This window comes from Bacillus sp. EB106-04-04-XG123 (assembly GCF_058791855.1).
Genome location: NZ_JBYTDZ010000002.1, coordinates 242,964 through 269,198, shown reverse-complemented (window position 1 = coordinate 269,198; position 26,235 = coordinate 242,964). Strand labels below are relative to the sequence as shown.

The 26,235-nt window shown below is 40.6% G+C and carries 24 protein-coding genes and 1 other RNA gene; 18 read left to right on the top strand and 7 right to left on the bottom strand.

All coding sequences use genetic code 11. The features are described from left to right. Positions 1 to 12: 12 nt before the first annotated feature. The 3 genes from rnr to ssrA all read left to right on the top strand — a co-directional run bounded on the left by rnr (position 13) and on the right by ssrA (position 3,502). Positions 13 to 2,355, top strand: coding sequence for a ribonuclease R (gene rnr, locus AC3WTB_RS06810; RefSeq protein ID WP_025094047.1), 2,343 nt, complete (start codon positions 13 to 15; stop codon positions 2,353 to 2,355). 139 nt (positions 2,356 to 2,494) lie between these two features. Next, positions 2,495 to 2,965, top strand: coding sequence for an SsrA-binding protein SmpB (gene smpB, locus AC3WTB_RS06805; protein ID WP_012011279.1), 471 nt, complete (start codon positions 2,495 to 2,497; stop codon positions 2,963 to 2,965). Between the two features lie 173 nt (positions 2,966 to 3,138). After that, positions 3,139 to 3,502: a transfer-messenger RNA gene (gene ssrA, locus AC3WTB_RS06800) on the top strand. 93 nt (positions 3,503 to 3,595) lie between these two features. On the opposite strand, the gene AC3WTB_RS06795 is transcribed toward ssrA, so the two are convergent. From AC3WTB_RS06795 to AC3WTB_RS06785, 3 genes are all read right to left on the bottom strand, one after another. Further along, entirely contained in the window at positions 3,596 to 4,414 is an 819-nt protein-coding gene (locus tag AC3WTB_RS06795; RefSeq protein WP_492333509.1) for a hypothetical protein, read from the bottom strand. A 129-nt stretch (positions 4,415 to 4,543) separates the two neighbouring features. Next, positions 4,544 to 5,818, bottom strand: a complete 1,275-nt coding sequence (locus AC3WTB_RS06790; RefSeq protein ID WP_492333508.1) for a hypothetical protein — start codon at positions 5,816 to 5,818, stop codon at positions 4,544 to 4,546. A 524-nt stretch (positions 5,819 to 6,342) separates the two neighbouring features. Further along, complete coding sequence (locus AC3WTB_RS06785; protein ID WP_064498033.1) at positions 6,343 to 6,582, bottom strand: hypothetical protein; 240 nt, start codon at positions 6,580 to 6,582, stop codon at positions 6,343 to 6,345. A 246-nt stretch (positions 6,583 to 6,828) separates the two neighbouring features. Here AC3WTB_RS06785 and AC3WTB_RS06780 point away from each other — a divergent pair, with 246 nt between their 5' ends. From AC3WTB_RS06780 to AC3WTB_RS06735, 10 genes are all read left to right on the top strand, one after another. Further along, positions 6,829 to 8,430 (top strand): histidine kinase N-terminal 7TM domain-containing diguanylate cyclase, encoded by a 1,602-nt coding sequence (locus AC3WTB_RS06780; RefSeq protein ID WP_099663689.1) that lies wholly within the window; start codon positions 6,829 to 6,831, stop codon positions 8,428 to 8,430. A gap of 260 nt (positions 8,431 to 8,690) precedes the next feature. Further along, complete coding sequence (locus tag AC3WTB_RS06775; RefSeq protein WP_064498035.1) at positions 8,691 to 9,146, top strand: DUF6376 family protein; 456 nt, start codon at positions 8,691 to 8,693, stop codon at positions 9,144 to 9,146. A 106-nt stretch (positions 9,147 to 9,252) separates the two neighbouring features. Further along, positions 9,253 to 9,558, top strand: coding sequence for a metal-sensing transcriptional repressor (locus AC3WTB_RS06770; protein WP_012011272.1), 306 nt, complete (start codon positions 9,253 to 9,255; stop codon positions 9,556 to 9,558). Between the two features lie 73 nt (positions 9,559 to 9,631). Then, the gene (gene copZ, locus AC3WTB_RS06765; protein ID WP_024423475.1) at positions 9,632 to 9,838 is read left to right on the top strand and encodes a copper chaperone CopZ; all 207 of its coding nucleotides are present in this window, start codon (positions 9,632 to 9,634) and stop codon (positions 9,836 to 9,838) included. Between the two features lie 80 nt (positions 9,839 to 9,918). Beyond that, positions 9,919 to 12,354: a heavy metal translocating P-type ATPase gene (locus tag AC3WTB_RS06760; protein WP_492333507.1), complete on the top strand. Its 2,436-nt coding sequence runs from the start codon at positions 9,919 to 9,921 to the stop codon at positions 12,352 to 12,354. Next, positions 12,351 to 12,485: a hypothetical protein gene (locus tag AC3WTB_RS06755; RefSeq protein ID WP_257218418.1), complete on the top strand. Its 135-nt coding sequence runs from the start codon at positions 12,351 to 12,353 to the stop codon at positions 12,483 to 12,485. The genes AC3WTB_RS06760 and AC3WTB_RS06755 overlap by 4 nt, the downstream gene beginning before the upstream one ends. Positions 12,486 to 12,660: 175 nt before the next feature. After that, a complete protein-coding gene (locus tag AC3WTB_RS06750) occupies positions 12,661 to 13,938 on the top strand; it encodes a cation:dicarboxylate symporter family transporter (protein WP_039181428.1) in 1,278 nt (425 codons plus the stop codon). A gap of 18 nt (positions 13,939 to 13,956) precedes the next feature. Next, positions 13,957 to 15,402 carry an aspartate ammonia-lyase gene (gene aspA / locus AC3WTB_RS06745; RefSeq protein WP_039181426.1) on the top strand — a complete coding sequence of 482 codons (1,446 nt, stop codon included), beginning with the start codon at positions 13,957 to 13,959 and terminating at the stop codon, positions 15,400 to 15,402. 116 nt (positions 15,403 to 15,518) lie between these two features. After that, positions 15,519 to 16,835 (top strand): ATP-binding protein, encoded by a 1,317-nt coding sequence (locus AC3WTB_RS06740; protein ID WP_039181423.1) that lies wholly within the window; start codon positions 15,519 to 15,521, stop codon positions 16,833 to 16,835. Next, positions 16,832 to 17,764, top strand: a complete 933-nt coding sequence (locus tag AC3WTB_RS06735; RefSeq protein ID WP_034280916.1) for a response regulator — start codon at positions 16,832 to 16,834, stop codon at positions 17,762 to 17,764. The genes AC3WTB_RS06740 and AC3WTB_RS06735 overlap by 4 nt, the downstream gene beginning before the upstream one ends. 18 nt (positions 17,765 to 17,782) lie before the next feature. On the opposite strand, the gene AC3WTB_RS06730 is transcribed toward AC3WTB_RS06735, so the two are convergent. After that, positions 17,783 to 18,388, bottom strand: coding sequence for a TetR/AcrR family transcriptional regulator (locus AC3WTB_RS06730; protein WP_369879938.1), 606 nt, complete (start codon positions 18,386 to 18,388; stop codon positions 17,783 to 17,785). Positions 18,389 to 18,476: 88 nt separating this feature from the next. Between AC3WTB_RS06730 and AC3WTB_RS06725 the strand changes: the two genes are divergently transcribed. Continuing rightward, complete coding sequence (locus AC3WTB_RS06725) at positions 18,477 to 19,025, top strand: hypothetical protein (protein WP_064498040.1); 549 nt, start codon at positions 18,477 to 18,479, stop codon at positions 19,023 to 19,025. Between the two features lie 37 nt (positions 19,026 to 19,062). Here AC3WTB_RS06725 and AC3WTB_RS06720 read toward each other — a convergent pair whose 3' ends face one another. The 3 genes from AC3WTB_RS06720 to AC3WTB_RS06710 are packed head-to-tail and all read right to left on the bottom strand — an operon-like array spanning position 19,063 to position 21,630. Beyond that, entirely contained in the window at positions 19,063 to 20,001 is a 939-nt protein-coding gene (locus AC3WTB_RS06720; RefSeq protein WP_492333506.1) for a metal ABC transporter solute-binding protein, Zn/Mn family, read from the bottom strand. A 13-nt stretch (positions 20,002 to 20,014) separates the two neighbouring features. Then, the gene (locus AC3WTB_RS06715) at positions 20,015 to 20,887 is read right to left on the bottom strand and encodes a metal ABC transporter permease (RefSeq protein WP_039181411.1); all 873 of its coding nucleotides are present in this window, start codon (positions 20,885 to 20,887) and stop codon (positions 20,015 to 20,017) included. Further along, positions 20,887 to 21,630 carry a metal ABC transporter ATP-binding protein gene (locus AC3WTB_RS06710; protein ID WP_039181408.1) on the bottom strand — a complete coding sequence of 248 codons (744 nt, stop codon included), beginning with the start codon at positions 21,628 to 21,630 and terminating at the stop codon, positions 20,887 to 20,889. Before AC3WTB_RS06710 ends, AC3WTB_RS06715 begins: the two co-directional genes overlap by 1 nt. Positions 21,631 to 22,043: 413 nt before the next feature. On the opposite strand from AC3WTB_RS06710, the gene AC3WTB_RS06705 reads away from it, so the two are divergent. From AC3WTB_RS06705 to AC3WTB_RS06690, 4 genes are all read left to right on the top strand, one after another. Beyond that, positions 22,044 to 24,143, top strand: a complete 2,100-nt coding sequence (locus tag AC3WTB_RS06705) for a heavy metal translocating P-type ATPase (RefSeq protein ID WP_058838165.1) — start codon at positions 22,044 to 22,046, stop codon at positions 24,141 to 24,143. Positions 24,144 to 24,284: 141 nt separating this feature from the next. After that, on the top strand, positions 24,285 to 24,971 hold the full coding sequence (locus AC3WTB_RS06700; protein ID WP_025094107.1) for a DsbA family protein: 687 nt from the start codon (positions 24,285 to 24,287) through the stop codon (positions 24,969 to 24,971). Continuing rightward, positions 24,968 to 25,381 (top strand): disulfide oxidoreductase, encoded by a 414-nt coding sequence (locus AC3WTB_RS06695; RefSeq protein WP_492333505.1) that lies wholly within the window; start codon positions 24,968 to 24,970, stop codon positions 25,379 to 25,381. The genes AC3WTB_RS06700 and AC3WTB_RS06695 overlap by 4 nt, the downstream gene beginning before the upstream one ends. A 149-nt stretch (positions 25,382 to 25,530) precedes the next feature. Then, complete coding sequence (locus AC3WTB_RS06690; RefSeq protein WP_024423463.1) at positions 25,531 to 26,142, top strand: trimeric intracellular cation channel family protein; 612 nt, start codon at positions 25,531 to 25,533, stop codon at positions 26,140 to 26,142. Positions 26,143 to 26,235: the final 93 nt, after the last annotated feature.

Below are 26,235 nucleotides of genomic sequence, written 5' to 3'. Positions count from 1 at the left end.
GGGGGTTAGAGTGTGCAAAAAGAAGAATTTATGGATGAATTACTCGCTTTTATGAAAGAAGAAGCGTATAAACCGTTAACCGTTCAAGAGCTGGAAGTCATGATGGAGATTACCAATCCTGATGATTATAAAGAGCTCGTCAAAGCACTTGTGACGCTGGAAGATCAAGGACTCATCGTTCGCACGCGCAGCGACCGTTACGGTGTACCAGAAAAAATGAATTTAGTAAAAGGAAAGCTGTCTGCTCATGCAAAAGGATTTGCATTTGTAACGCCAGAAGAGTTTGGACAGGATGATATTTTCATTCCCCCAAATGAGTTAGGCACAGCGATGAATGGCGATACCGTCATGGTTCGTGTCAGCCACAAATCAAACGGCACGAAAAAAGAAGGAACTGTCATCCGCATTCTGGAGCGCAATACTCAGACGGTTGTCGGTACCTATACTGAAACGAAAAGCTTTGGCTTTGTTATTCCTGATGATAAAAAAATCACAAACGATATCTTCATTCCGAAATCCGCTAAAAACGGAGCGGTCGAAGGTCATAAAGTCGTTGTGACGCTGACAAGCTACCCTGAAGGAAGAATGAGTGCAGAGGGTGAAGTGACTGAAATTCTTGGTCATAAAAATGACCCTGGCATTGATATTTTGTCGATCATTCATAAACACGGTCTGCCAGGTGAGTTCCCAGAAGAAGCACTTCAGCAGGCAGCGGACACACCGGAAACGATTGATGAAAAGGACCTTGAAGGCAGACGTGATCTGCGCAATGAAACGATCGTGACAATTGACGGTGCAGATGCGAAGGACTTAGATGATGCCGTAACCGTGCAAAAGCTGGATGATGGCAAATATAAGCTCGGCGTGCACATTGCAGACGTTTCTCATTATGTTACAGAGAATTCCCCGATTGATCAGGAAGCTTATGAACGTGGAACGAGTGTGTATCTCGTCGACCGCGTCATTCCGATGATTCCGCATCGTTTGTCAAACGGTATTTGTTCATTAAATCCAAAGGTCGATCGTCTCACACTGTCTTGTGAAATGGTCATTGATCGAAACGGAAAAGTCGTCAAACACGAGATTTTCCAAAGTGTGATCAAAACGACAGAAAGAATGACCTATTCCGATGTAAATAAGATTTTAGTCGACCAAGATGAAGAACTTCTAAACAAATATGAGCCGCTTGTTCCGATGTTCCAAGAGATGGAGAAGCTTGCAGAAATTCTACGTGACAAACGAATGGAGCGCGGAGCTGTAGACTTTGATTTCAAGGAAGCAAAAGTACTTGTAGATGATGAAGGCGCAGCGAAAGACGTTGTCATTCGTGAGCGTTCCGTTGCAGAGAAATTAATTGAAGAATTCATGCTTGTTGCAAACGAAACAGTTGCAGAGCATTTCCACTGGATGAATGTTCCGTTCATTTACCGAATTCACGAAGAACCAAATCCTGAGAAACTTCAGCGCTTTTTAGAGTTCGTGACGACGTTTGGTTACATTGTAAAAGGAACGTCAACGAATATTCACCCGCGCGCACTTCAAAGTGTCCTCGATGCTGTCAGGGATCAACCAGAAGAAGTCGTCATTCAAACTGTGATGCTTCGCTCTATGAAACAGGCGAAGTATGATCCAGAAAGCATTGGCCATTTTGGATTATCAACGGAATTCTATACACATTTCACATCACCGATCCGACGTTACCCGGATTTAATCGTGCATAGACTGATTAGAACCTATTTGATTCAGAAAAAGACAGATGAAGCGACCTTAGAAAAGTGGGGCCAGCTGCTGCCTGAAATCGCAGATCATGCATCTACGATGGAGCGCCGCTCAGTCGATGCAGAGCGTGAAACAGATGATCTGAAGAAGGCAGAGTTTATGCTAGATAAAATCGGTGAAGAGTTTGATGGCATGATTAGTTCCGTGACGAACTTCGGACTATTCGTTGAACTGCCAAATACGATAGAAGGTCTTGTCCATGTCAGCTACATGACTGACGACTATTATCGCTTTGATGAGCAGCACTTTGCCATGATCGGTGAACGTACAGGAAATGTCTACCGTATCGGTGATGAAATCACTGTCAAAGTCGTGAATGTCAATAAAGATGAGCACTCGATTGATTTTGAAATCGTCGGTATGAAGGGCACTCGCCGTAAATCACCAAAAGATTTCAAGTTCAAAAAACGGACAGATCCACCAGCGAAAAAAGGGCGTGGAGGTCAAAAAGCCTCTGGGGAAAAAGGCAAAGAGGATAAAAGCGGAAGTGACTGGTTCACAAGCCGTAAGAAGAAGAAAAAGAAAAAACGTGTATTTGAAAACGCACCGAAACAAAAACGCAAAAAGAAAAAGTAACGTGCCAAAAAGCAAATAGGGCATCACGCTCTATTTGCTTTTTGACCAAATGGCGTCAGCATTGTCGAAAGGTGGATTGTTTGATAAAATAATCCGTACGATTTGGACCGTGTCTGTGTCAAAAGGAGGGTGTACGCCAATGCCAAAGGGAGAGGGAAAGGTTGTTTCCCAAAACAAAAAAGCAAATCATGATTACTTTATAGAAGAAACTTACGAAGCCGGCCTTGTATTACAAGGAACTGAAATCAAATCGATTCGTGCTGGAAAAGTGAATTTAAAAGATTCCTTTGCCAAAATCGAGCGAGGAGAAGTGTTTCTTCACAACATGCACGTGAGCCCATACGAACAGGGGAACCGTTATAACCATGATCCGCTGAGAACGAGAAAGCTGCTACTTCATCGCAAGCAAATCAGCAAATTGATTGGTGCGACAAAGGAAGAAGGCTACTCACTTGTGCCTCTGAAACTATATTTGAAAAATGGCTTTGCAAAAGTGCTGATTGGAATTGGGAAAGGGAAGAAGAAATACGATAAACGTGAAGATCTGAAGAAAAAAGATGCAAAACGTGAAATCGAACGTGCCTTCCGCGATCGTCAAAAGCAATTCTAGCCTGATGCAGATGGCTTGCTGAGAGCGGAAGCATTATGCTACAATATGTTATGCAGAAAACAATCATCGCTTTTTTACAGAAACCACCAGTTGTTTCGAGCGATGAGATTGTTATAATAGTTATATACGGAAGCAGTGAAGCTGAACTTCCATCCCGTATATCCCTTTTACAAGGGGACGTTACGGATTCGACAGGGATGGTTCGAGCTTAGGCTGCGAGCCGAGAGGCGATCTCGTTAACACGCACTTAAATGTAACTGGCAAAACTAAAAGTTTTAACCAAAACTTAGCACTAGCTGCCTAATAAGCGCAGCGAGCTCTTCCTGACATCGCCTATGTGTCTGTGAGGAGCCCAATGAAGTAGGCTACGCTTACGTTTCCGTCTGAGGACGTAAGAAGAGATCCATCAGACTAGCTCTCCAAGCGCCCGTCAGCAGGCATGAGGATGAGTGAACACGTAAATATGTTGACTACGCTCGTAGACGCTTAAGTAATCGATGTCTCTGGACGTGGGTTCGACTCCCACCGTCTCCATATGAAGAAACCGCATGATTTCATTGAGAGTGTCAAAATCCTTGATAGGGTTTTGACACTTTTTAATTTATGAAGTAGAAGATGCTAAGAGTTAGTTTATGTATTCATCGAATGTAATTGTTTATATATAAGTAAACTTCGTTCTTTAATCGCCCTATTAACATATGTTAAAAACTCAATCAGATTATTTTCATCACTAGTACTAACTGTCCCTTTAAAGTGATTGCTCCAGAATTCTTTGGGTTGACTGGTTAAATCTTTGGGATTCTCTAAAAAATTTTGTAAAAAATTCTTTTCTACAAAATTTGGCCAAGTATTGAAACTTAAAATCCATGGAGCGGATTCAAAAATATATTTTTTATATTTATTATTATTATTTTTCAAAAAATTATAGATCGAATCATTATAGTCTTCAAAATCTTTTAAAATTACTCTAATATGGTTAAACGTAATATCCCAATAATCATAGGTGAATCTATAGCGTTTTCTGTTAAAAGGAGAAAACCATTTATTCCCTTTTTTAATGGCGTATACAGGGATAAAATTACCTACTGTGTGTGTTAGTTTGGCATATTCCTTAAATAAAGGATTGGTTAAATTATAATTCTCCTTATATAATGCCTTATATGGAGTTACAAATGAATTCATTGTTTCTCCATTTGCCTCGACAAATTCTGTTTGTTTAGTATTCCAAAACTCAAATTCATTACCCCATAGACGTTTGTATATTTCAAGAATCAAAGGTAATCTATCACAATCAGAAAGAGAACCATAAATATTACCTTTATATAGAATCATATTTGCTATAGGGCTGTTTTCATCATATTTTAAATTCCTTAGATTGAAGATTTCTTTTTTGAAATCATAGTTTATAAATTCTTCTTCAGAAAGTTCCATCAACTCATCAAAAATCATTGGTCAGTTCTCCTATTTCAAGTGCTTTTGTTTTACAAATAAGTGGGGAATTCACTTTAATAAGGAATTTTTCTTCTGAATATTTAAAGCTCACTTATTGGAAAGGCAGTTTCTGCATATATATTTCAATTAATCTTCGAGATTTTTTAGAAAATGTAGAACTTCAATTCCTACGAAGGTAGAGAAGAAGGTTTTAAGTAATAATTCACTAAATTCAATTAAATAAAGTTCAGTTTTTTTGTTTCGATCTAAAAATATTATTAATTGTGAGTCGTTTTTATTTATATAAGAATGATGACCAATACTATTTCTAATTCCACTATTTAAAACAGTTGTTATGTTGAAGCATTCGGAAAAAATATTTTCTTCTTCAAAGAATTTTATTTTATTCCCTTTATTCACCACTTTTTCTTTGTATTTTATAATACTATTAATATGCGGAAAATCGTTTTTATTCTTATCATTAAACTTATTTCTGTTGTCTCTTAATTTAATATTTTGTATACCTAAAAATACTGGTAAAACCGAACATAAAATCTCGAAAGCTTCTACATAATAATTTTTTAAATCTTCAAAGCTAGCTGTAAGTATTCCTTTAGATTCTTTAATATTTTGTATATTTTCTGTTTTGAGTGCTGTTGATAAAATAACGGGCCAAATAAATTTATAATATTTCGAAAAATTATTAAGCAAGTGAATTAATTCTTCTTCAGAGTAGTTTATTAATACTTCTAATTCTTTTTTTAGATTAAGTAATTCATCCTTATTTTTTCTTTGAATATCTAGTAACTGATTTCTTAAGTCAAAAATTTTTTTATTAAATTCGCTCACTTGAATGAATAAGGTAAATGGATAATATAAAACATCTAGCATTATTGATGAATATTTAATGTTAAGAGTTTGCCCCAGTATTACAGGTTCAACAAACTTATTAGCAATTAATTGTCGATTTAGATATTTGAAATTTTTGTTTCTAAAAAGTTGCCAGAGACGAGTCGAAATTTTATATTCATTTTTGAAATTATCAGTTACATGTTGAATTAAAGCTAGTTTCTTTTGTTTTAATTCAAAAGGGATACGTTCCATCATAAATGGTGAAAAGAAAATTGATGGATCCTTGGTTTCTAGTTTTTTAATTTTATCTGAATAGAATTCAGTCGCAATTTGTAAAAGATGGCTTTCCCCTCCAATTGGAGTTACGCTAGTAGCGTTATAACACTCAAATTCTTTTATAAAACTATCTTTAAGTTTTTCGGGATCATTCCATGTTAAATGACCATGAATTGTAATACCGCATTCAGGGCAAGTATAGCTAAAAGTGTTTATTTTTTCATACCCTCCGTATACTTTTAATGCTACAGGATTATCACATACTTCACATACTAATTTTAAATTAAGATTCATTATAATCCTCCTTATAATTCTTAATTATATCTAATACAGTTAATTACACACTCTTAACATTCAACAAATTAATAACAAATCAAAGAACTCGACAAAACATACAAACAAACAGCCAAAGCCGATGATGAAGTAGAAAAAATCTCAAAAAGATAAGGAATAGTCCAAACATGAAAACAAACAAAAGAACAATGCTTTCAATATTACGTATAAAAAAGTAAATAGTTACTTAGTAAAAACAGATGACAAATTCGAACCGCTTTTAAAAGATATCTTAAAGGTTACAAAGCAAAATAAGGTTGTAGATAAAGATTTAAATTTCATAAATTCTAGAATGAAGAAAGCATTAGAAGAGATGGTTCTTGCAAAAACAGAAGTTAGTAAAATTGAAGATGAGAAAGCTAAAGATACACCAAAGGACAAATCAAAATCTTGATTTTAAAAAATGATGCTGAAACTTTTTAAGGGAGATACACCGAACTTGGATCACAACAGAAAAAGAGATGCCAGATTTGGCATCTCTTTTCTTATGTACCCTTTCTCATAGAAGACACCACTAACCGAACAAACAAAGGAAAAACCACAACCACAGCAATCATCATCAAAAATTCATCTGACACAAGTTCCACAAATGTTGTCTGAATCACATAAATCGCAATCAGCAGCAAGTAACTGATCAAAAATAATAATCCAGAACTTCTCTTTTCAAACGGTTTTTCCAAAAGAATCAGCATAAACAGCCCCATTATGATCATCCAAAAAGTCATATTCCTTTCTCCTTTCGAGTCTCCTTTCCATTGATCCCCACATTGTACATATATTTTTCTGGGCGCAACATACTTCTCCCTCAAATTAAGCAAAAAGTAGTGAAAATATAAGGGGGCACGAACAGGTAACGCCTGAAATTTTACAAAAAACCTCCAACCAATTCAAAATCACATCTTCCCATTTGTGACGTCCTCATATATAGTAAGATTAGACTAGTTCTAAATGACTGAAATTGGGGCGTTTACATGGATTCGATTGTTTTACATTTTATTGTGATCATGAGTGTTTCTGGCATTCTGTCCGTGATATTATCAATCATTGCTCATGCAAACCGCCATCGGTATATTGGCTGTCAATTGTTTATGTACATGTCTGGAGCAACTGCGATTTATATCTTTGGGCATACGTTTGAATTATTGGCTCGTACCCCTGGAGAAATCATGTTCTGGGTTTGTTTTCAATACATAGGTCTTCCGTTTATCGCACCGCTCAGTCTGCTGATTGTGCTGCAATTTACGGGATTCCATCAATATTTCACAAAGCGCCGCGTGCTTCTCATCTTATTGATCCCAACTCTCACAACCATTTTGGTGTTCACCAACTCTTTACATTCGCTCTTTTATCGAGACATCACGATAAATCCAGTAGATGGTTTTTTATTGGCTGATTTTACGATTGGCTATTGGTATATCATCCATGGCGTTTATACGTTTGGCTGTTCGATGCTCGCTATTTTTATGCTGGTTTGGTTTTTACGTGTCACAAAAAAAGAATATTTAAAGCAGATTCTGATACTGTTAGTGGGAATGTTATTACCCATTATGACTTCTTTTATCTATTTATTAGGCGTCACTCCTTTTCATATTGATCCGGTCCCTGTGGTGATGTTTCTGACTAACGCACTCTATTTATGGGCGATTATGTCGTTCCAGCTCTTTAAAATCTCTCCCATTGCAATGGAGCGTGTGTTTGAGCATATGTCTGAAGGGGTTCTGATTTTAGATCGATATCGGACACTCATTGATTACAACCCCGCTGCAGCATCGATCATTCCGACACTTGCGAATAAAAAGGGAATTGGCTATAAAGTCGACGATATTTTCTCAGGGATCATCAAAGATTCAGCGTTCATTCAGTGGCTGCGCTCTCCGCAGGATCATTCGCAATATGATCTAATGTGGAAAAAGGAAAAAGACCAGTCCTGCTATTATCATCTGACCGCTTCGTCTCTATTTAATAAAAGAGGAGAGATCGAGGGCAGGCAAATAGTCATCAGTGATGTAACAGAGCAGCGTTTGCTGCAGGAAGAGCTGGAACGTCGTGCGTATATCGATGGTTTGACGAATATATTCAATCGTTCTTCTTTCATCGAACGAACGCAGCTGATTTTGGAAGAGGATGCGCAGGATACGGCGGTTATGCTGTTTGATATTGATTTCTTTAAACAAATTAATGACACACACGGACATCATATTGGAGATGAAGCGCTGCGTCATGTTGTCTCTATTTGTCAGGAGCATTTACAAATGGATGATTTATTTGGACGATATGGGGGAGAAGAGTTTGCGATTTGTCTGCCTCATCAGTCATTTAAAGAGGCATGTCATATCGCGGAACAAATAAGACATTCGTTTGAAGCGAGTTTCTTTACGAATGATGAGGAAAAAGTTCGAGTGACAGCGAGCTTTGGAATTGCTCATACAGCCAATGATCCTTGTGTATTAGAAACACTTCTATTTGAAGCGGATCAGGCCTTGTATATGTCAAAACGCCAAGGACGGAACCGGATTTATGCATCAACTGGAAAGGGTCATGTGCTATATCAAGAGCAGGACCTCCCGAATTGACTGTTGTCCCGACATTCGATATGATAAACATAACATTTGAACGGTTTCCTAAAGGGGAGTAGCTTTTACGGTCTGGTCGTCATTACAGAAACATTCGTTGTTTCTCGGTCATTCCGACATGAACAATGTTAGCCAGACCTTTGCCTATCACACATGAGGCAAAGGTCTGGCTATTTTTAAGGTCTTTTTGCATCTGTGTGATATAGAGGGAAGCGGAACAAATGATGCTTTTAACCCTACAGATGAAAGGATGATCGATCTTGAAAAAATATGTGATGGCTTTCCTATTTTCCGGAACGCTTGTATTAAGCGGGTGCTCCGGCTTGCTTGATCAGGTCAACGATACAACGACATATGTCACTGAGGCAAATGACTATGTGACAGACATTCAGCAATTTACAGAGGACTTTCCAAAACTCGCTGAAGAAGCTGTGCAAAATGCCGCCAAAAAAGCAGAATTAACGCAGCAGCTTGAATCATTGAAGGCAGATATTCAAGATTTTAATGAAGTCACAGCGCCAAAAATGGCAGAAGACCTGCATGCACAAATCATTGAAAAAAATAAAGTGCTGTCAGAGGAAATCCAAACGTATTTACAGCAATTGAAAGCAGGCGATATTGATGCTGCCTCCATACTGGAGGATCAGCAGGGATTGATGAAACAGCTTCAACAATCCGTCAATCTTTTGCAGGATATCGAACAATTAACAAATTAGGACAAACATAGCTTTATATGCGATGCTCAGCATATCTTTGCCTTTTCCGGTGGAGATATGCTTTAATTTAGGTAATGACAAGTCATAATAGAAAAAAGGTGATCACATGACAGAACATGAAGAACGACATATGGCTTCGCCAAGAGCCGAGAAGGAAAAAGATCAATTGATCAATCGCTTGAAACGAGTGGAAGGACAAGTTCGCGGGATTCAACAAATGATTGAAAACGATCGTTACTGTATAGATGTTGTGAATCAAATTTCCGCAGTCAATGCGGCTTTGAAAAAAGTCAGTCTGCATTTGATGGAAAAGCATACACATCATTGCGTAGCAGATGCTATCAAGAGCGGCAATGGGGATGAAGCCATTGAAGAGTTAATGACGGTCTTTACGAAACTGACAAAATCGTAGCATTTTTGTTTACATTGATACCCTACTAGGGTATAGTAAGTTATAGAAAAATGATTGATGGAGGCGATGAGAAGTGGAACAAGCAACACTTCAAGTGCAGGGCATGTCTTGCGGACATTGCGTGAAAGCAGTCGAAGGAAATGTAGGAGAATTAGCAGGTGTTGAATCTGTGAAAGTCCATTTAGACAAAGGACAGGTGGAGGTTTCATTTCACCCGGATCAAGTCACATTACACCGTATCTCTGATGTGATTGAAGAACAGGGATATGATGTCGTATAAATGAACATACGTGCTGCATGACAGCACGTCTTTTTTTCAAAATATAATACCCCCATGGAGTATGTGGAGAGGTGAGATCAATGAAAAAGGAAATTGACTTTCAAATTACGGGGATGACCTGTGCTGCCTGTGCAGGCCGCATCGAAAAGGGATTGAACAGGCTGGAAGGTGTGGAGGATGCCAGTGTGAATTTGGCGCTTGAAACTTCCCATATCATCTACGAATCAGAGCAGTTAACACCAGATGATTTGAAGCGAAAAGTCCAATCTCTTGGCTATGATGTGGTGATGGAGCAAGCAGAATTTGATATAGAGGGAATGACGTGTGCGGCTTGTGCAAACCGAATCGAGAAAAAAATTAACCGAATGGACGGTGTCGATCACGGGTCTGTAAACTTTGCGCTAGAGACACTTCAGGTCACATATCATCCGGGCCAAACGTCTACAAATGATATAAAAGATGCAGTGCAGTCTATAGGGTATTCTTTAATTGAACCAGACGTAGATCAAGCAGAGGGAGGAAAAAAAGATCACCGCCAAGCAGCAATAGAGAAGCAGACGGCACGCTTTTTATTCTCAATGATTTTGTCACTGTCGCTTCTTTGGGCAATGGTCAGCCATTTTTCTTTCACATCCTTTATTTGGCTGCCTGAAGCGTTCATGAATCCATGGGTTCAGCTGGCGTTAGCAGCGCCTGTGCAGTTTATTGTCGGCTGGCCATTTTATGTAGGTGCGTATAAGGCTTTAAGAAATAAAAGTGCCAATATGGATGTTCTTGTCGCACTTGGGACATCTGCCGCGTTTTTCTATAGTTTATATGAAAGCATCCAGTCAGCGATTCGAGGCACACATGAGGCAGCCCTCTATTATGAAACAAGTGCTGTCCTCATTACGTTGATCGTGCTCGGAAAATTAATGGAAGCAAGAGCAAAAGGAAGATCATCAGAAGCGATTCAAAAACTGATGGGCTTACAAGCGAAAGAAGCGGTTATCGAACGAGATGGCAAACAGATGACTGTGCCTATTTCTGACGTGAAAGTGAATGATCTTGTGTTTGTCAAACCGGGTGAAAAAGTGCCGGTAGATGGAGAGATCATAGAGGGAACAACCGCAATAGATGAGTCCATGATTACAGGAGAAAGTCTGCCTGTTGATAAAACCGCAGGAGATATGGTCATCGGAGCAACGATCAATAAAAATGGATTTATGAAAATAAAAGCGACAAAAGTCGGAAAAGAGACGGCGCTTTCCCAGATTATCCGAGTCGTAGAACAAGCGCAGGGCTCAAAAGCACCGATTCAAAGAATGGCAGATCAAATATCAGGGATATTTGTGCCCATCGTTGTAGGAATTGCTGTGCTCACATTCCTCATATGGTTTTTCTTTGTTGACCCAGGAAATGTGACGTCAGCACTTGAAACCTTTATAGCCGTCATTGTCATCGCATGTCCGTGTGCGCTCGGACTTGCTACACCTACCTCTATTATGGCTGGCAGCGGCCGTGCGGCTGAATCAGGCATTCTGTTTAAAGGCGGAGAGCATTTAGAAGTGACTCAATCACTCGACACGGTGGTGTTAGATAAAACAGGAACTGTGACAAAAGGGGAGCCGAGTCTGACAGATGTGTTGGCATACGCGAATTGGACAGAAGATGCGGTGCTGCAACTAGCAGGATCGGCAGAACAGCAGTCGGAACACCCGCTTGCCCGAGCGATCACAGATGGAATGAAGGAACAAGGTCTTGAAGCAGTCGGAGTTGAAGCCTTCCAAGCAGATCCAGGTCATGGAATTGAAGCAAATGCCGCAGGACACAAGCTTTTAATTGGAACGCGTAAGCTATTACAGAAACATCATATCCCATATGATCAAGTCGAATCATCCGTCACAACGCTGGAGGAGCAAGGAAAAACGGCTATGCTTGTCGCGATTGACGGCGAAGTCGCTGGCATTGTCGCGGTCGCAGATACGATCAAATCATCCTCTCATCAAGCCATCGCTCGTCTGAAAGAGCAGGGGATTCACGTTGTGATGATGACAGGTGATAATAAACTAACAGCAGAGGCGATTGCGAAACAGGCAGGCATTGATCATGTCATTGCTGAAGTGCTGCCTGAAGAAAAAGCGGCTCATATTGCAGCGCTTCAGAAACAAGGAAAAAAAGTCGCCATGGTCGGAGACGGTATCAATGATGCCCCAGCTCTTGCAACAGCGAATATTGGGATGGCTGTGGGAACAGGGACAGACGTTGCCATGGAAGCAGCAGATATTACGCTCATGACAGGAGATCTCCATGCGATTGCAGATGCGCTGGAATTTAGTCAAAAAACAATGAGAAACATTAAGCAAAATTTATTTTGGGCGCTTGCCTATAACTGTATTGGGATACCGATCGCTGCATTTGGTTTCCTTGCGCCATGGCTTGCAGGAGCGGCAATGGCCTTTAGCTCCGTGTCCGTTGTGCTGAATGCGCTCAGATTGCAGCGATTGAAGCCAGTCAGAGAAGGAGTGGCAGAATGAAGATGAATGTCAAATGGGTTTGGACGATTAGTGCATTGTTCTACGTTGTTCTTGTCCTCATTGGATATGCGATGTACGATAGATTTTCTACACAACAAGATACACCAAGTGAACAAATGCAAAATCATTAAGACTTCGCCAAAAGCGAAGTCTTTTTTTAACAATATTGTGGAAAAACCCACCTTTTTAAAGATTTTTCATAAAAAATTCACTTCTTTTTGTTCCTTTTTGTCGTTTTTTGTAGGTTCGTCGTTAAGATGCGATTAAGCAACAAAGAAAGCGTTATCAAAAAAAGGGGGTTCACGTATGAAAAAGTTAGGGTTAGCTTCTCAAATACTCATTGCACTTGTTCTGGGTGTTGTCGTGGGAGCGCTGTTTTATCAAAATGAAACCGTTATTAATGTGTTAACGCCGATTGGCGATATATTCATCCATTTAATTAAAATGATCGTTCTTCCAATTGTTATTGCTGCATTGATTGTAGCAGTTGCAGGTGTAGGCGATATGAAAACGATCGGAAGACTCGGCGGAAAAACAATTCTTTACTTCGAGATTGTGACAACGATTGCATTAGCAGTTGGACTGCTTGCAGCAAACGTCTTCCATCCTGGTACAGGAATTGATATGAGCAACATGGAGAAAGGCGATATCTCTAAATATGAAGAGACATCTAAGGCTTCTTCTGAAAAAGCGACTTTCTCTGAAACGTTGGTTCATCTTGTACCAACAAACGTTTTCCAATCTATTGCAGAAGGTGATCTATTACCAACCATCTTCTTTACAGTCTTATTCGGATTAGGAATTGCCGCAGTAGGAGATAAAGGAAAACCAGTATTAGGATTCTTTGAGGGTATACTCGAAGCCATGTTCTGGGTGACCAATAAAGTGATGAAGTTTGCACCATTTGGTGTATTCGCGCTCATCAGTGTGACGGTGATCAAATTCGGGGTCGGAGCGCTTCTCCCGCTAGGTAAACTGGTACTTGTCGTTTACGGTACAATGGCATTCTTCGTCATTGTTGTACTTGGCATTATTGCTAAAATGGCTGGAACAAGCGTCTTTACACTATTTAGAGTATTAAAAGAAGAAATCATTCTTGCATTCTCAACAGCAAGTTCAGAAGCTGTACTGCCTAGATTAATGGACAAAATGGAGAAGTTCGGCTGCCCGAAAGCGATCACGTCGTTCGTTATTCCAACAGGCTATACCTTTAACCTAGATGGAAGTGCCATCTATCAATCCATTGCTGCGATATTTGTTGCACAAATGTACGGCATGCCGCTTTCCATCTATGAGCAAATTACGTTACTATTAATTTTAATGCTGACATCTAAAGGAATGGCTGGTGTACCAGGTGCATCGATCGTTGTTGTCATCACAACTCTTGGTGCTATGGGACTGCCGCTTGAAGGACTTGCCTTCATCGTTGGGATCGACCGACTTCTTGACATGGTTCGTACAACAGTGAACGTATTTGGTAACTCACTTGCAGCCATTGTCATGTCTAAGTGGGAAAAAGTATTTGATCAAGAGAAATCGAAGAAGTATATTGAGGAATTGAAACAACAAACAAAAGCAGCGTAAAAAAGGAGATCTTTTCAAATGACGAAGCTACAGGACAAGCAAGTTCGAATCGAACGAGACTTTCTAGGTGAAAAGGAAGTAGACACTCAAGCATATTATGGAATTCAAACATTACGTGCAGTGGAGAACTTTCCAATTACAGGCTACCGTATTCATGAGGAACTCATCAAAGCATTAGGGATTGTCAAAAAGGCAGCCGCACTTGCAAATATGGATACACAGCGACTATATTCTGGCCTTGGAGAAAAAATTGTTGAAGCGGCAGATGAGGTCATCGAAGGAAAATGGAACAATCAATTTATTGTCGATCCAATTCAAGGCGGGGCTGGCACTTCAATGAATATGAATGCCAATGAAGTCATTGCAAACAGAGCGCTTGAACTACTAGGAAAGGAAAAAGGCGCTTATACTGAGCTAAGTCCAAACACGCATGTGAACATGTCGCAGTCAACAAACGACGTTTTCCCAACAGCGATTCATATTTCAACATTGAATATGATTGAAAAACTACTTTATACGATGGAAAACATGCATCAAGTCATGACTGAAAAAGCGCAGGAATTCGATCATGTCATCAAAATGGGACGTACGCATCTTCAGGACGCTGTTCCAATCAGACTTGGACAAGAGTTTAGTGCGTATGCAAAAGTTCTTGCTCGTGATATTAAACGTATCAAGCAGTCTAGACAGCATTTATATGAAGTCAATATGGGTGCAACAGCAGTCGGAACTGGATTGAATGCAGATCCTAAATATATTCGCCAAGTGGTTGGCTATCTATCTGACATTAGCGGATTACCGTTAGTTGGTGCTGAAGATTTAGTCGATGCAACGCAAAATACAGATGCTTATACAGAAGTATCTGCTGCGCTTAAAGTATGTATGATGAACATGTCCAAAATGGCGAACGATATTCGTCTGATGGCTTCTGGTCCAAGAGCAGGCTTTGGTGAGCTGCACTTGCCGCCGAGACAGCCAGGTTCATCTATCATGCCAGGGAAAGTCAATCCAGTTATGCCTGAGGTCATGAACCAAGTGGCTTTCCAAGTCATTGGGAACGATCACACAATCTGTCTTGCATCAGAGGCTGGCCAGCTTGAACTGAACGTGATGGAACCAGTGTTGGTGTTCAACCTGCTTCAATCTCTCAGCATGATGAAAAATGTATTCGAGTCCTTCGTGGACAACTGCTTGCGTGACCTAAAAGCAGATGAATCTAGATTAAAAGAATATGTAGAAAAGAGTGCCGGTGTCATGACGGCGGTGAACCCGCATATTGGTTATGAAGCGGCTGCACGAATTGCAAGAGAAGCCATTCTTACAGGCGCATCTGTACGTGAGCTTTGTCTGCAAAATGATGTGTTAACAGAGGAAGAGCTTGATGTCATCTTAAATCCTTTTGAAATGACAAAACCAGGTATTGCTGGCGCATCACTTTTAGAAAAAGATCGTTTAGAAGATTAAGCGGCATCATGAGAAGCGCACACCGGCAAAGTTCCGGTGTGCGCTTTTTCATGGAGGTTTGTTTTTCTTTAGCTCACATAGTATACTATCGTCAATTATTAGGGATGTGACTGCGTTTGAATCTACTGAAAAAATGGCTGAATACAGAGCCTTATTTAATTGTGCTGCTCATTGTACTGACGCCGATTGGCGGAGAGTTTAAATTTTATCCATTTGAGGACAGCTTTCGGGTCAGCTTTGGAACCGTTGTCTTTTTCTTTATCCTGCTTCAAATGAAAAGATTTCCTGCATGGGCAAGCGGCATCATCGCTGGGATATCTGTTTTTGCGTTTCGCGTGCTGCTTGATACAGCCGTGACAGGGCATCTTCCGCTGGAAGAGGCGGTTTCATTAAGATTTCCTTCCCTGCTTTATTATGTCGTCTATGGCACACTCTTTTATTTATTGAAGGTCAGACGTTTCCGTGATCAGCCTTGGCTGATTGGAGCAACAGGCATCATCATGGAGCTGTGCGCAAGCGTTGTTGAGATCATCGCACTTCGAGGCACCATGGATGAAATTTTAACGGGGCGGACGCTGTTTCAATTATTTGTTTTGGCGATTTTCAGAAGCTTTTTCGTGTTGGCTTGTTATACAATGATTCGTTTATATGAAGAGCAGGCGAGAGAGCGTCAGATGAAAAAGGAAAAGGAACATCTGCTGATGCTCCTGTCTAACCTTTACACGGAATCTACATATTTTCATAAAACACTCGCACATGCTGAGCACATTACGGCTACATCCTATCAATTGTATCAATCTCTTCACCACGCAAAGGATGCAGAATCATTGGATTTGAAAAAGCTCGGTAAAACCGCCTTGCAAATTGCAGGAGAGGTGCATGAAATCAAAAAGGATAACCAGCGGATTTTTTCTGCCTTATCAAAGCTGATTCATGAGGAAAATTTCCAGGCTTATGAGAGTCCTTCTCATATCGCTGGGCTTGTCATTCGCATTCATGAAAATTATGCTGAATCTCTTAAAAAAAACATTGTCTTTCATTATGATGAAGATGGGCAACACCCCGCCTATCACGTGTATACCATTCTATCTTTGTTAAATAACATCGTATCCAACGCTGTTGAAGCCATTCCTGTAGATGGAGAAGTGTCACTTTCTATTTCACAGAAAGAGAACCAGGTGATTTTTCAAATCAGCGACAACGGGCCTGGCATAAAAGAACGTAATCATCATGTTATTTTTAAACCGGGTTTCACTTTAAAATACGACCAGGTTGGGAATCCATCGAGCGGTATCGGGCTTGCGTATGTAAAGGATACAGCGGAGAAGCTTGGCGGAAGTGTTGAGATGAAGAGTATCCCAAATAAGCAAACGATTTTCACATTAACGATACCAGTAGATCAAGTCAGTAGAAAAGAGGGGATTGGGAGATGAGATTTTTTATTGTTGATGATGATGAAGCCGTTCGTTCTTCACTGGCTCAGCTCATTGAAGATGAAGAGCTTGGTATTGTGGCCGGAGAAGCAGAGGATGGCGCTGAGTTAACAGCCAGCTACTTAAATGATTTGCACATTGATATTTTATGTATTGATCTATTGATGCCGGAAAGGGACGGGCTTGAAACGATTCGAGCAATCAAGGATGAGTTTCACGGGAAATATTTAATGCTGTCACAGGTTGAAACAAAGGAATTAATCGGACAGGCGTATACGCTTGGCGTCGAGTATTATGTGACAAAGCCGATCAATCGGGTAGAGGTCTTAAGCGTTCTCCATCTCATGATTGAACGCCTTCATTTAGAGCATTCAATTGAAAATATTCAGCACTCACTTAAATCGGTCATGCAATTTCAGCAGCGCGGTCAGACGAAAACGAAGCAGCGGGGGAAAAGTCTTGCAGAGGCAGGGCAGTTTTTGCTGGCGGAGCTTGGTATTGTTGGTGAGAAGGGGTCTAAAGATTTATTAGATATGATTCTGTTTACAGACCAGTATTTAGCGCTGCATGCTGATCATCATGATTCCTTTCCTTCTTTAAAGATCATTTTCACTGGGATTACGGAGGATAAATTAAGTGAGCCCTACACATCGGCAGACATCGCAAGAGAAGCAAAGGCAGCCGAGCAGCGGGTAAGACGTGCGATCAACCAATCATTGAAACATATCGCATCACTTGGGCTAACCGATTTTTCCCATCCAACATTTGAAAATTACGCATCAAAATTTTTCGATTTCACCATCGTGCGAAAGAAAATGAGTGAATTGACGAAAGAGATGAGCGGAAGAGAAGAACACACCCGTATCAATGTGAAGAAATTTGTGCAGGTGCTTTACTACGAAGCAAAACGTATTTTTATGGAAGATTAAAAAAGACATGCTCTCCAATTAGGGAGACATGTCTTTTTTTGTGATGGATTGCAGGTGCATTTGCAGCACGGAGCGTATGAGCTGAGGTGGTAACCGATGAGGCTGTACAATTCCATTCAATGCAAGCCCATTAATGACCGCATAAAGCCGCTCAGTTTCTAATAAAAGATCGATATCATCTAGCAGCAGCCCATCCTCTTTCAATTTCATTAAACAATATTGGGCGGTTTGGAAAAGTTCGTCATACATCTTTGCATTGAGCGGCTGTAGATCTGGTTCAGTCAGTGCCTTGACGGAAAAAGCCTGCCACACCTCCATTTCAAATTTTCGTTCTTCATCAAGTGGAAGAACCTGCTCCAATAAATTGATGACATTTTCCTCCGTTGAACCGTTTAATGGAAGCCCTGTAATCCGCTCCTTGACTCTTTCCTGAATTAAATCCATGGAGAATAGAAACAACTCTTGCTGTGTGGAAAAATAATGACGCATAGAGCCGGCTGAAATTCCAGCTTCTACTGCTATTTTTCGTACAGAAGCGCTTTCCAAACCTTCTTGTTTAATCACTCTCATTGCAGCTTGAGCGACCTTTTGTTTTTGTTTATGGTGATCAACGATTTTTGGCATACATTGATTTTAGCATAGCTGTTGTTTTTTTAACACATCTGTGTTATTTTTTATTTAATACAATTGTGTTAAAAAGGATGTGGGGAAATTGGTCGGGTTACTGATTGTGGCATGTGAAATTGGTTTTTGGCTGTTTATTTTAATGGGTTTAACGCTTCGTTATGTGTTTAAACAGAAAAAGTGGGGTGCTTTCTTTCTTGTCTGTACGCCGGTTTTAGATCTCATCCTTCTTGCGGCTACTTATATAGATTTAAGACAGGGGGCTGTGGCGACTGTCATCCACGGGCTTGCAGCTGTTTATATTGGTGTGAGTCTGGCTTTTGGACATCAAATGGTGAAATGGGCAGATGCTAAATTTGCTTATCGTTTTGCAGGTGGCCCAAAGCCAAAGGGAAAACCAAAGTACGGTAAAGAGCGGTCTATGTATGAAATGGTCGGCTGGGCTCGGCATGTCATTTCTTATGTCATCGGAGCGGGGCTGTTATATGGTTTGACCTATCTCATCCAAGCACCAGAGCGGACGGAAGCGCTGACGCAGCTTGTCAATACATGGGGAATGATCTTAGCCATTGATTTTGTCATTAGCATTAGCTACGTCATTTGGCCGAAAAAACACCCAGAAAATATAGCAGGCTGACAAAAAAGACAGGCGGATTCACTCCACCTGTCTTTCCTTATGATGACAACCCTTTGTAAATGGTGTCAATATTCCATTTCATCATCTTATAGTAGCTGTCTCCATCTTCACCTTTTTTTCCAATAGAGTCAGTGAAGACTTTCCCTTTGATTGGAACCCCGGTTTCCTCAGAGAGGCTTTCAAGGCTTCGTTTATCAACACTTGTTTCAAGAAAGAGAGCAGGAACTTGATGATCTTTTACAAAATGAATGATGCGCTTCATTTGTCCTGGTGTTCCTTCACTTTCTGTGTTGATCTCCCAAATGTAGCCGGCTTTCAGTCCATACGCCTCTGCAAAATACTTGAATGCTCCTTCACTTGTGACAAGGAGCTTTTTGTCTTTTGGCAGCTGATCAAACTTTTCTTTTGCTTCATCGTGAAGCGCTTGAAGCTTTTTGATATAGGCTTCTGCATTTTTTTCGTAATCCTCTTTATGCTCAGGGTCCGCTTGAATGAGCGCATCTCGGGCATTTTGGGCATAAAGGATCCCATTTTCAACATTCAGCCATGCGTGGGGGTCCTGCTGGCTTTCGAGCCCTTTTGAAGACAAATGTTTCACTTTGACGCCTTTACTCAGCTCGGCTACAGGTGCATCATCCCCGTCCTTGCCGCTCGATTCGAGCAGTTTTTGAAACCAGCCGTTTCCTGTTTCAAGGTTCAAGCCATTATATAGAACAAGGTCTGCATCCGTCGTATATTGAACATCCTTTGGCAGTGGGTCAAATTCGTGTGGGTCTGTACCAATGGGAACAATGCTGTGAATAGAGACATGCTGCCCGCCTACTTCCTTCACAATGTCATAAAGAATGGAGTAGGTCGTAACAACTTTTAATGTACCGTCATCTTTACCGGAATTACTTTGCTGGGTCGAACAGCCTGCGATGATCATAAGGGCAATGAATACTGCGGTCAAACGGATTGCAAATACCTTCTTCATATATGTCCTCCTTTTACATAGACGCTTCCTTTTTTAAGTGCGTTCGTTTTCGTTTAGATTTTAATGATCTCCATAGAATGCCTTGCTTTGGTGAAAAGATAAAGGCACTGCCGAATAAAATGGTGGCCACCAGCACGATGGAAGCACCAGACGATAAGTTATACGTAAAGCTAAGCCCTAGGCCTATGACAGCAGAAACCGCACCGAAAAAAGCAGATAAATAAATCATGATCCAGAGCCGGTCTGTCAAGAGATAAGCGGTGGCTGCCGGCGTGATCAGCATGGCAACGACAAGAATAATCCCAACGGTTTGCAGTGATGCAACGGTTACAAGGGTCAATAAGGTCATGAGAAAATAATGAATCATACGATTCGGCAAACCGTAAACCGAAGAAATCACCGGATCAAATGAACTAATGAGCAGTTCCTTGTAGAAAACGATGACGGCTAGCAAAATAAAAATGCCGATGCCAAGTGTAATCCACATATCAGCTGATCGAACAGCTAGTACATTTCCAAATAGAATGTGATATAGGTCACTCGAACTTTTCAAAAATGTGATCAAAATAATTCCGATTGAGAAAAAGGCTGTAAAGACAATGCCGATGGCTGAATCATTTTTTATGCGGCTGTTTTGACTCACGTAACCGATTCCAATCGCTGTTAACACGCCAGTTAAAACGGCACCGAAGAAAAAGTTAATTCCAAGCATATAAGAAATGGCGACACCTGGCAGTACGGCGTGTGAAATGGCGTCTCCCATCAAGGCCATGCCGCGTAAAATGATAAAGCAGCCGATAACGCCACAAATGATGCCTACCATAACGGATGTAAATAGTGCTTTTTGTAAAAAAGCATATTCAAAGAGTCCGGTTAAAAATTCCATTACACGTCTCCTCCTGCTGATTTTAAGAATGGCAGCTGTGTTTCATATGCTTCCAGCATGATCTCTGGGCGAAGAATGTCGTGTACAGGCCCTGCTTTGATGAGTTTTTTATTTAACAGAACAAGATGGCTGAAATAATCATCTGCCTTACTTAAATCATGATGGACAACCAAAATGGTTTTCCCTTCATCTCGTAATTCCTTCAAAATGCGCACCATCGTTTCTTCACTTGCCATATCAATTCCGACAAACGGTTCATCCAAACAGAAGAGCTGTGCGTTTTGAGCAAGAGCCCTTGCAAGGAAGACACGCTGCTGCTGCCCGCCGGATAACTCACCGATTTGTCTTTTGGCAAAGTCTTGCATTCCGACTTTTTCTAAACAGTGATACGCATATGCCCGGTCTTCTTTTTTTGGACGTTTCATTAGTCCGAGCTTCGGATATGTTCCAAGTAGTACGGTATCCAGTACATGAATGGGAAACGTCCAATCTAAATCATTTCTCTGCGGTACATAGGCGATCTGTTTTCTCACTTGTTTAAAGGGCTGTTCAAAAAAACGAATATCCCCTTGGTCTTTTTCAATTAAATCCAAACATGCCTTGAGTAACGTCGATTTACCAGCACCATTTGGACCGATGATTCCTGTCATTGTCCCTTCCTGTATGGAAAGAGAGACGTTCTCTAATGCATCTTGTCCGTGATATGAGACATGAAGACGGTCGATTGTTAAAGCATTTGACATCTCTTGCGGCCCCTTTCAATCATGATTGCACTTCCTAAAGATATATGCATAAAATAAATAATTTTGACTAAAGGATGAAATGATTCTCTAATGCTAATTTGTTTCCTTAGGGAAACTTTTATTTTATTCTAAGCGTCTGTCTTTCTTTTGTAAAGAGAAAAACTGAAAACGATCGTTTTTATGTTATGCGGGGAGCAGGGGACATGAGCTTGATTTATTGAAAATCCGTATGACAGAATCGGACACAAAAAAACCAATTATTTCTTCATAAATGATTGACAGAAGACAAGAACTCCTCATATAATATAGGTAATCCAATATATGAATATATGCTCATATATAAAGTTTTTGATTTTTAATAGGTTTAATCGATCCAGGGAACGTTACTTATCATATAGAAAAAAGGTGAGAACATGAAAAAAATGAAGGATGAATACGTATTAAACGGTCTTGATTGTGGAAACTGTGCACGTAAAATTGAAACAGGTGTCAGCAAAATGGATGGCGTTGAAGCTTGTTCCGTTAATTTTGCGACAGGGACATTGACTGTCACACATGCAGATAAGCAAGAAACGATGTCAAAGCGTATTGAAAAAACGGTTCAGTCCATCGAACCTCATGTGAGTGTATCACCAAAAGAAGAAGGCCATCATCACGATCATGATCATGGGACAAAGAATTTAAAAGCGATTGTGCTGAAATTAATTGGCGGTGCAGTCATTGGAACAGCGGCTTATTTCATACCAGAAGATGGCTTACTAAAATTCATCACGTTTTTCGCAGCCTATTTACTAGTCGGCGGTGATGTTGTTTTTAAAGCGCTGAAAAATATCGTGCGCGGCCAAGTATTTGATGAGAACTTCTTAATGACCATTGCAACAGCTGGCGCTTTTGTGATTCAGCAATATCCAGAGGCACTGGCAGTGATGCTGTTTTACCAAATTGGAGAGCTGTTCCAAGGGGCAGCAGTGAATCGTTCAAGACGATCCATTAGTGAATTAATGAATATTCGCCCTGAATATGCGAATCTCAAAGTAGGAAATGAAACGAAAAAAGTGAAGCCGGAAGAAGTAAAAGTCGGTGACCGTATCGTCGTGAAACCAGGCGAAAAAATTCCACTTGATGGCCTCGTCATTGAAGGCTTTTCACTCGTGGATACCTCCGCATTAACAGGGGAGTCTGTGCCGCGGGATGTAGAAGCAGGGAAGGAAGTTCTTGCAGGGTTTGTGAATCAAAACGGGATTCTTGAAATTGAAGTGCAAAAAGGACTTAGCGAATCGGCAGTGACGAAAATTTTAGACTTGGTTGAGAATGCGAGCAGCCGAAAAGCGCAGACAGAAAACTTTATTACAAAGTTTGCAAAATACTACACACCGGCTGTTGTTGTATTGGCATTACTGCTTGCCTTTGTGCCGCCGCTTCTCATTCCATCAGCACAATTGTCTGACTGGGTTTACCGGGCACTCGTTTTCCTTGTTATTTCATGTCCGTGTGCGCTTGTCGTGTCCATCCCATTAGGATTCTTCGGGGGAATTGGGGCAGCTTCTAAACGAGGCATCCTTGTAAAAGGCAGTAACTATTTAGAAGCACTGAACTCTGTGAGCTATGCTGTATTTGATAAGACGGGCACACTCACAAAAGGAAACTTTACGGTGACCAATATCGTGACAGCTAGCGAAAAGTGGTCAGAAGAGGAGCTGCTTTCTTTTGCAGCTTTAGCAGAAGCTCATTCTTCACATCCGATTGCTGAATCAATTAAAGCGGCATATGGTTCTCCGCTTGATGAAAGCCAGATCGAAGCATATGAGGATATTGCAGGACATGGAATTAAAGCGACCATCAGTGGTTCACAAGTCTTGGCGGGAAATCATCGCTTGATGGAACGAGAAGGCATTTCATATGAAAAAGAAAAACGAAGCGGAACGGTTGTGTACATGGCGATTAACGGTGAGTTTGCCGGATCGATCTTGATTGCAGATGAATTAAAGGATGATGCAATTGAAGCTGTCTCCGCTCTAAAAGCGTCTGGCATTCAAACTGTCATGCTGACTGGTGATGCCAAACAAGTCGGAACAGCGGTCGCCCAGCAAATTGGCATAGATGAAGTACATGCAGAATTATTACCGCAGGATAAAGTAACAAAATTAGAAGAAATTGATCAGAAAAAAGCGCCTCAAGAAAAATTATTATTTGTTGGGGATGGCATTAATGATACACCGGTATTAGCAAGAGCAGACATAGGTATTGCGATGGGCGGACTTGGTTCAGATGCAGCGGTAGAAGCGGCTGATATCGTCATTATGACAGACCAACCGTCAAAAGTTGCAGAAGCCATCGCTGTCGCTAAACGAACAAGAAGGATTGTCTGGCAGAACATTGCATTTGCTCTTGGGGTTAAAGGGGTTTTCCTATTACTCGGTGCATTTGGTATTGCGACCATGTGGGAAGCCGTCTTCTCGGATGTCGGTGTGACCGTACTCGCTGTTTTAAATGCCATGAGGGTGATGAAATAAAATTGTAAGGAAAAATTCATGAATACCATCTTTCATAATGAATCCCCTCTTGTTAAAATAGAAGAAGTTGGATAATGGCATTATTCTAAGCTATTATCCTTTTTCTTTTGAAGGAATGAAAAAGATAAGGTAGGTGCTTTTGTGAGTAAAAAAAATAATCAATCTTCATCCATTAAATTTGCTGTTATTTTAACCATTATCGCAGCTCTTCTCATCGGATTATTCGTCGTCATTGGGAACAACAACAGCAAAGAAGCACAAACGGTTGACAGTAAGCCTTCTATTAAAGGACAGCCTGTCATGGGAGATAAAAACGCAGCCGTGCAAATTGTCGAGTTTGGGGATTATAAATGTCCTTCATGTAAATCATTTGAAACAGACATTTTCCCAAAACTGAAAGCGGACTACATAGATAAAGGCGATGTATCATTTTCGTTTATTAACTTACCACTTCCTGTTCATGGAGATGGCGCTGTATTAGCAGCACTAGCTTCTGAAGAAGTGTGGAAAGAAGATCCGAAAAACTTTTGGGCATTTCATGAAGCTGTCTATCAAGCACAGCCAGATAGTGAAGCAGAATGGGTTACGCCTGCTAAGCTGACGGAGCTAGCGAAAAAGACAACAAAAATAGATACGGACAAGCTTAAAGATAACCTATCGAAGAAAACATATCAGCCGCAGCTGAACACAGACGATCAGCTTGTGAACCAATATAAAGTGAATGCAACACCAACTCTTTTCATTAACAATAAACAAGTCCAAAACTTTTATGACTATGATGAAATCAAAGAATTAATTGATCAAGAGCTCAAAGGGAAAAAATCATGAAGAATAAGCTTGTTTACTTATACAGTGCTTGGATCGTCTCTATCGTTGCGACGATGAGCAGCCTGTATTTAAGTGAAGTAAAAAAGTTTATCCCATGCGATATGTGCTGGTTTCAGCGCATATTCATGTACCCACTTGTGCTTTTACTTGGAATTGCGACATTCAGAGGCGATGAGAAAGTGAAATATTACGTTCTGCCTTTGGCTGTGATTGGCGCTTGTTTTTCTATTTATCATTATATGGAACAAAAAATACCTGGCTTTGCATCGATTCGCCCTTGTCTGAGCGGTATTCCTTGTTCTGTTGATTATTTGAACTGGTTTGGTTTTATCACCATTCCACTACTAGCCCTTATTGCATTTATTCTCATCATCATTAGTATGCTGCTGTTAAATGCAAAAGAAGATTGAAGGAGATAGCCTGCTTATAAGCGGGCTATTTTTTATTTTTGCAAAAAGATAAAATTTAAAGAAAATTTGTATTGCTTTTCGCCTGTGTCAGATATACATTAAGGGAGTAGTATTAGATGATTAGATAATGGTAAGGAGATAAGCGGAAAATGGCATGGGAAGTCTTAAGTATCATTGGCATTGTCGCATTCGCCATTAGTGGTGCGATTGTGGCAATGGAGGAAGAGTACGATATTCTTGGTGTGTACATTTTAGGGATTGTGACAGCATTTGGCGGTGGAGCGATTCGGAATCTATTAATTGGTCTTCCGGTGTCTGCTTTATGGTCACAGGGCAAAATGTTTACGATTGCCCTTGTATCTATTACGATTGTGTTTCTTTTTCCAAAGCTTTTGCTTAAGCACTGGAGCACATGGGGAAATTTCTCGGATGCGATCGGTTTAGCAGCGTTTGCGATTCAAGGCGCACTATTTGCTGTGCAAAGAGAACTCCCGCTCAGTGCAGTCATTGTGGCAGCCATTTTGACTGGAAGCGGCGGCGGAATTGTGCGTGATTTATTAGCAGGACGAAAGCCGCTTGTGCTAAAAGCAGAAATTTACGCCGTATGGGCAGCCCTTGGCGGCTTATTCGTCGGACTCGGCTTAGCGCAAGGCGAGCTTGCTTTATATCTGCTGTTTGTCATCCTCGTCGTATGCAGGGTTTGTTCCTACTTATTCAAATGGCGTCTTCCCGCCAGGTCTTATTTTTTAAATAAAGGGTGAAACGAAAAAAGAGCGATTTCGCTCTTTTTTTGTGTTTAATAAGAGCTGAATGTCAGCAGATGTTGGAGTTTTCGTGTAAAATAAAAGCAGGTC

What these genes read in the sequence shown, in the direction of transcription:
- smpB (WP_012011279.1), top strand. Translation starts at nt 2,495, where the DNA reads ATGCCAAAGGGAGAGGGAAAGGTTGTTTCCCAAAACAAAAAAGCAAAT.
- AC3WTB_RS06795 (WP_492333509.1), bottom strand. Translation starts at nt 4,414, where the DNA reads ATGATTTTTGATGAGTTGATGGAACTTTCTGAAGAAGAATTTATAAAC.
- AC3WTB_RS06790 (WP_492333508.1), bottom strand. Translation starts at nt 5,818, where the DNA reads ATGAATCTTAATTTAAAATTAGTATGTGAAGTATGTGATAATCCTGTA.
- AC3WTB_RS06785 (WP_064498033.1), bottom strand. Translation starts at nt 6,582, where the DNA reads ATGACTTTTTGGATGATCATAATGGGGCTGTTTATGCTGATTCTTTTG.
- AC3WTB_RS06780 (WP_099663689.1), top strand. Translation starts at nt 6,829, where the DNA reads ATGGATTCGATTGTTTTACATTTTATTGTGATCATGAGTGTTTCTGGC.
- AC3WTB_RS06770 (WP_012011272.1), top strand. Translation starts at nt 9,253, where the DNA reads ATGACAGAACATGAAGAACGACATATGGCTTCGCCAAGAGCCGAGAAG.
- AC3WTB_RS06760 (WP_492333507.1), top strand. Translation starts at nt 9,919, where the DNA reads ATGAAAAAGGAAATTGACTTTCAAATTACGGGGATGACCTGTGCTGCC.
- AC3WTB_RS06755 (WP_257218418.1), top strand. Translation starts at nt 12,351, where the DNA reads ATGAAGATGAATGTCAAATGGGTTTGGACGATTAGTGCATTGTTCTAC.
- AC3WTB_RS06750 (WP_039181428.1), top strand. Translation starts at nt 12,661, where the DNA reads ATGAAAAAGTTAGGGTTAGCTTCTCAAATACTCATTGCACTTGTTCTG.
- aspA (WP_039181426.1), top strand. Translation starts at nt 13,957, where the DNA reads ATGACGAAGCTACAGGACAAGCAAGTTCGAATCGAACGAGACTTTCTA.
- AC3WTB_RS06735 (WP_034280916.1), top strand. Translation starts at nt 16,832, where the DNA reads ATGAGATTTTTTATTGTTGATGATGATGAAGCCGTTCGTTCTTCACTG.
- AC3WTB_RS06730 (WP_369879938.1), bottom strand. Translation starts at nt 18,388, where the DNA reads ATGCCAAAAATCGTTGATCACCATAAACAAAAACAAAAGGTCGCTCAA.
- AC3WTB_RS06720 (WP_492333506.1), bottom strand. Translation starts at nt 20,001, where the DNA reads ATGAAGAAGGTATTTGCAATCCGTTTGACCGCAGTATTCATTGCCCTT.
- AC3WTB_RS06715 (WP_039181411.1), bottom strand. Translation starts at nt 20,887, where the DNA reads ATGGAATTTTTAACCGGACTCTTTGAATATGCTTTTTTACAAAAAGCA.
- AC3WTB_RS06710 (WP_039181408.1), bottom strand. Translation starts at nt 21,630, where the DNA reads ATGTCAAATGCTTTAACAATCGACCGTCTTCATGTCTCATATCACGGA.
- AC3WTB_RS06705 (WP_058838165.1), top strand. Translation starts at nt 22,044, where the DNA reads ATGAAAAAAATGAAGGATGAATACGTATTAAACGGTCTTGATTGTGGA.
- AC3WTB_RS06695 (WP_492333505.1), top strand. Translation starts at nt 24,968, where the DNA reads ATGAAGAATAAGCTTGTTTACTTATACAGTGCTTGGATCGTCTCTATC.
- AC3WTB_RS06690 (WP_024423463.1), top strand. Translation starts at nt 25,531, where the DNA reads ATGGCATGGGAAGTCTTAAGTATCATTGGCATTGTCGCATTCGCCATT.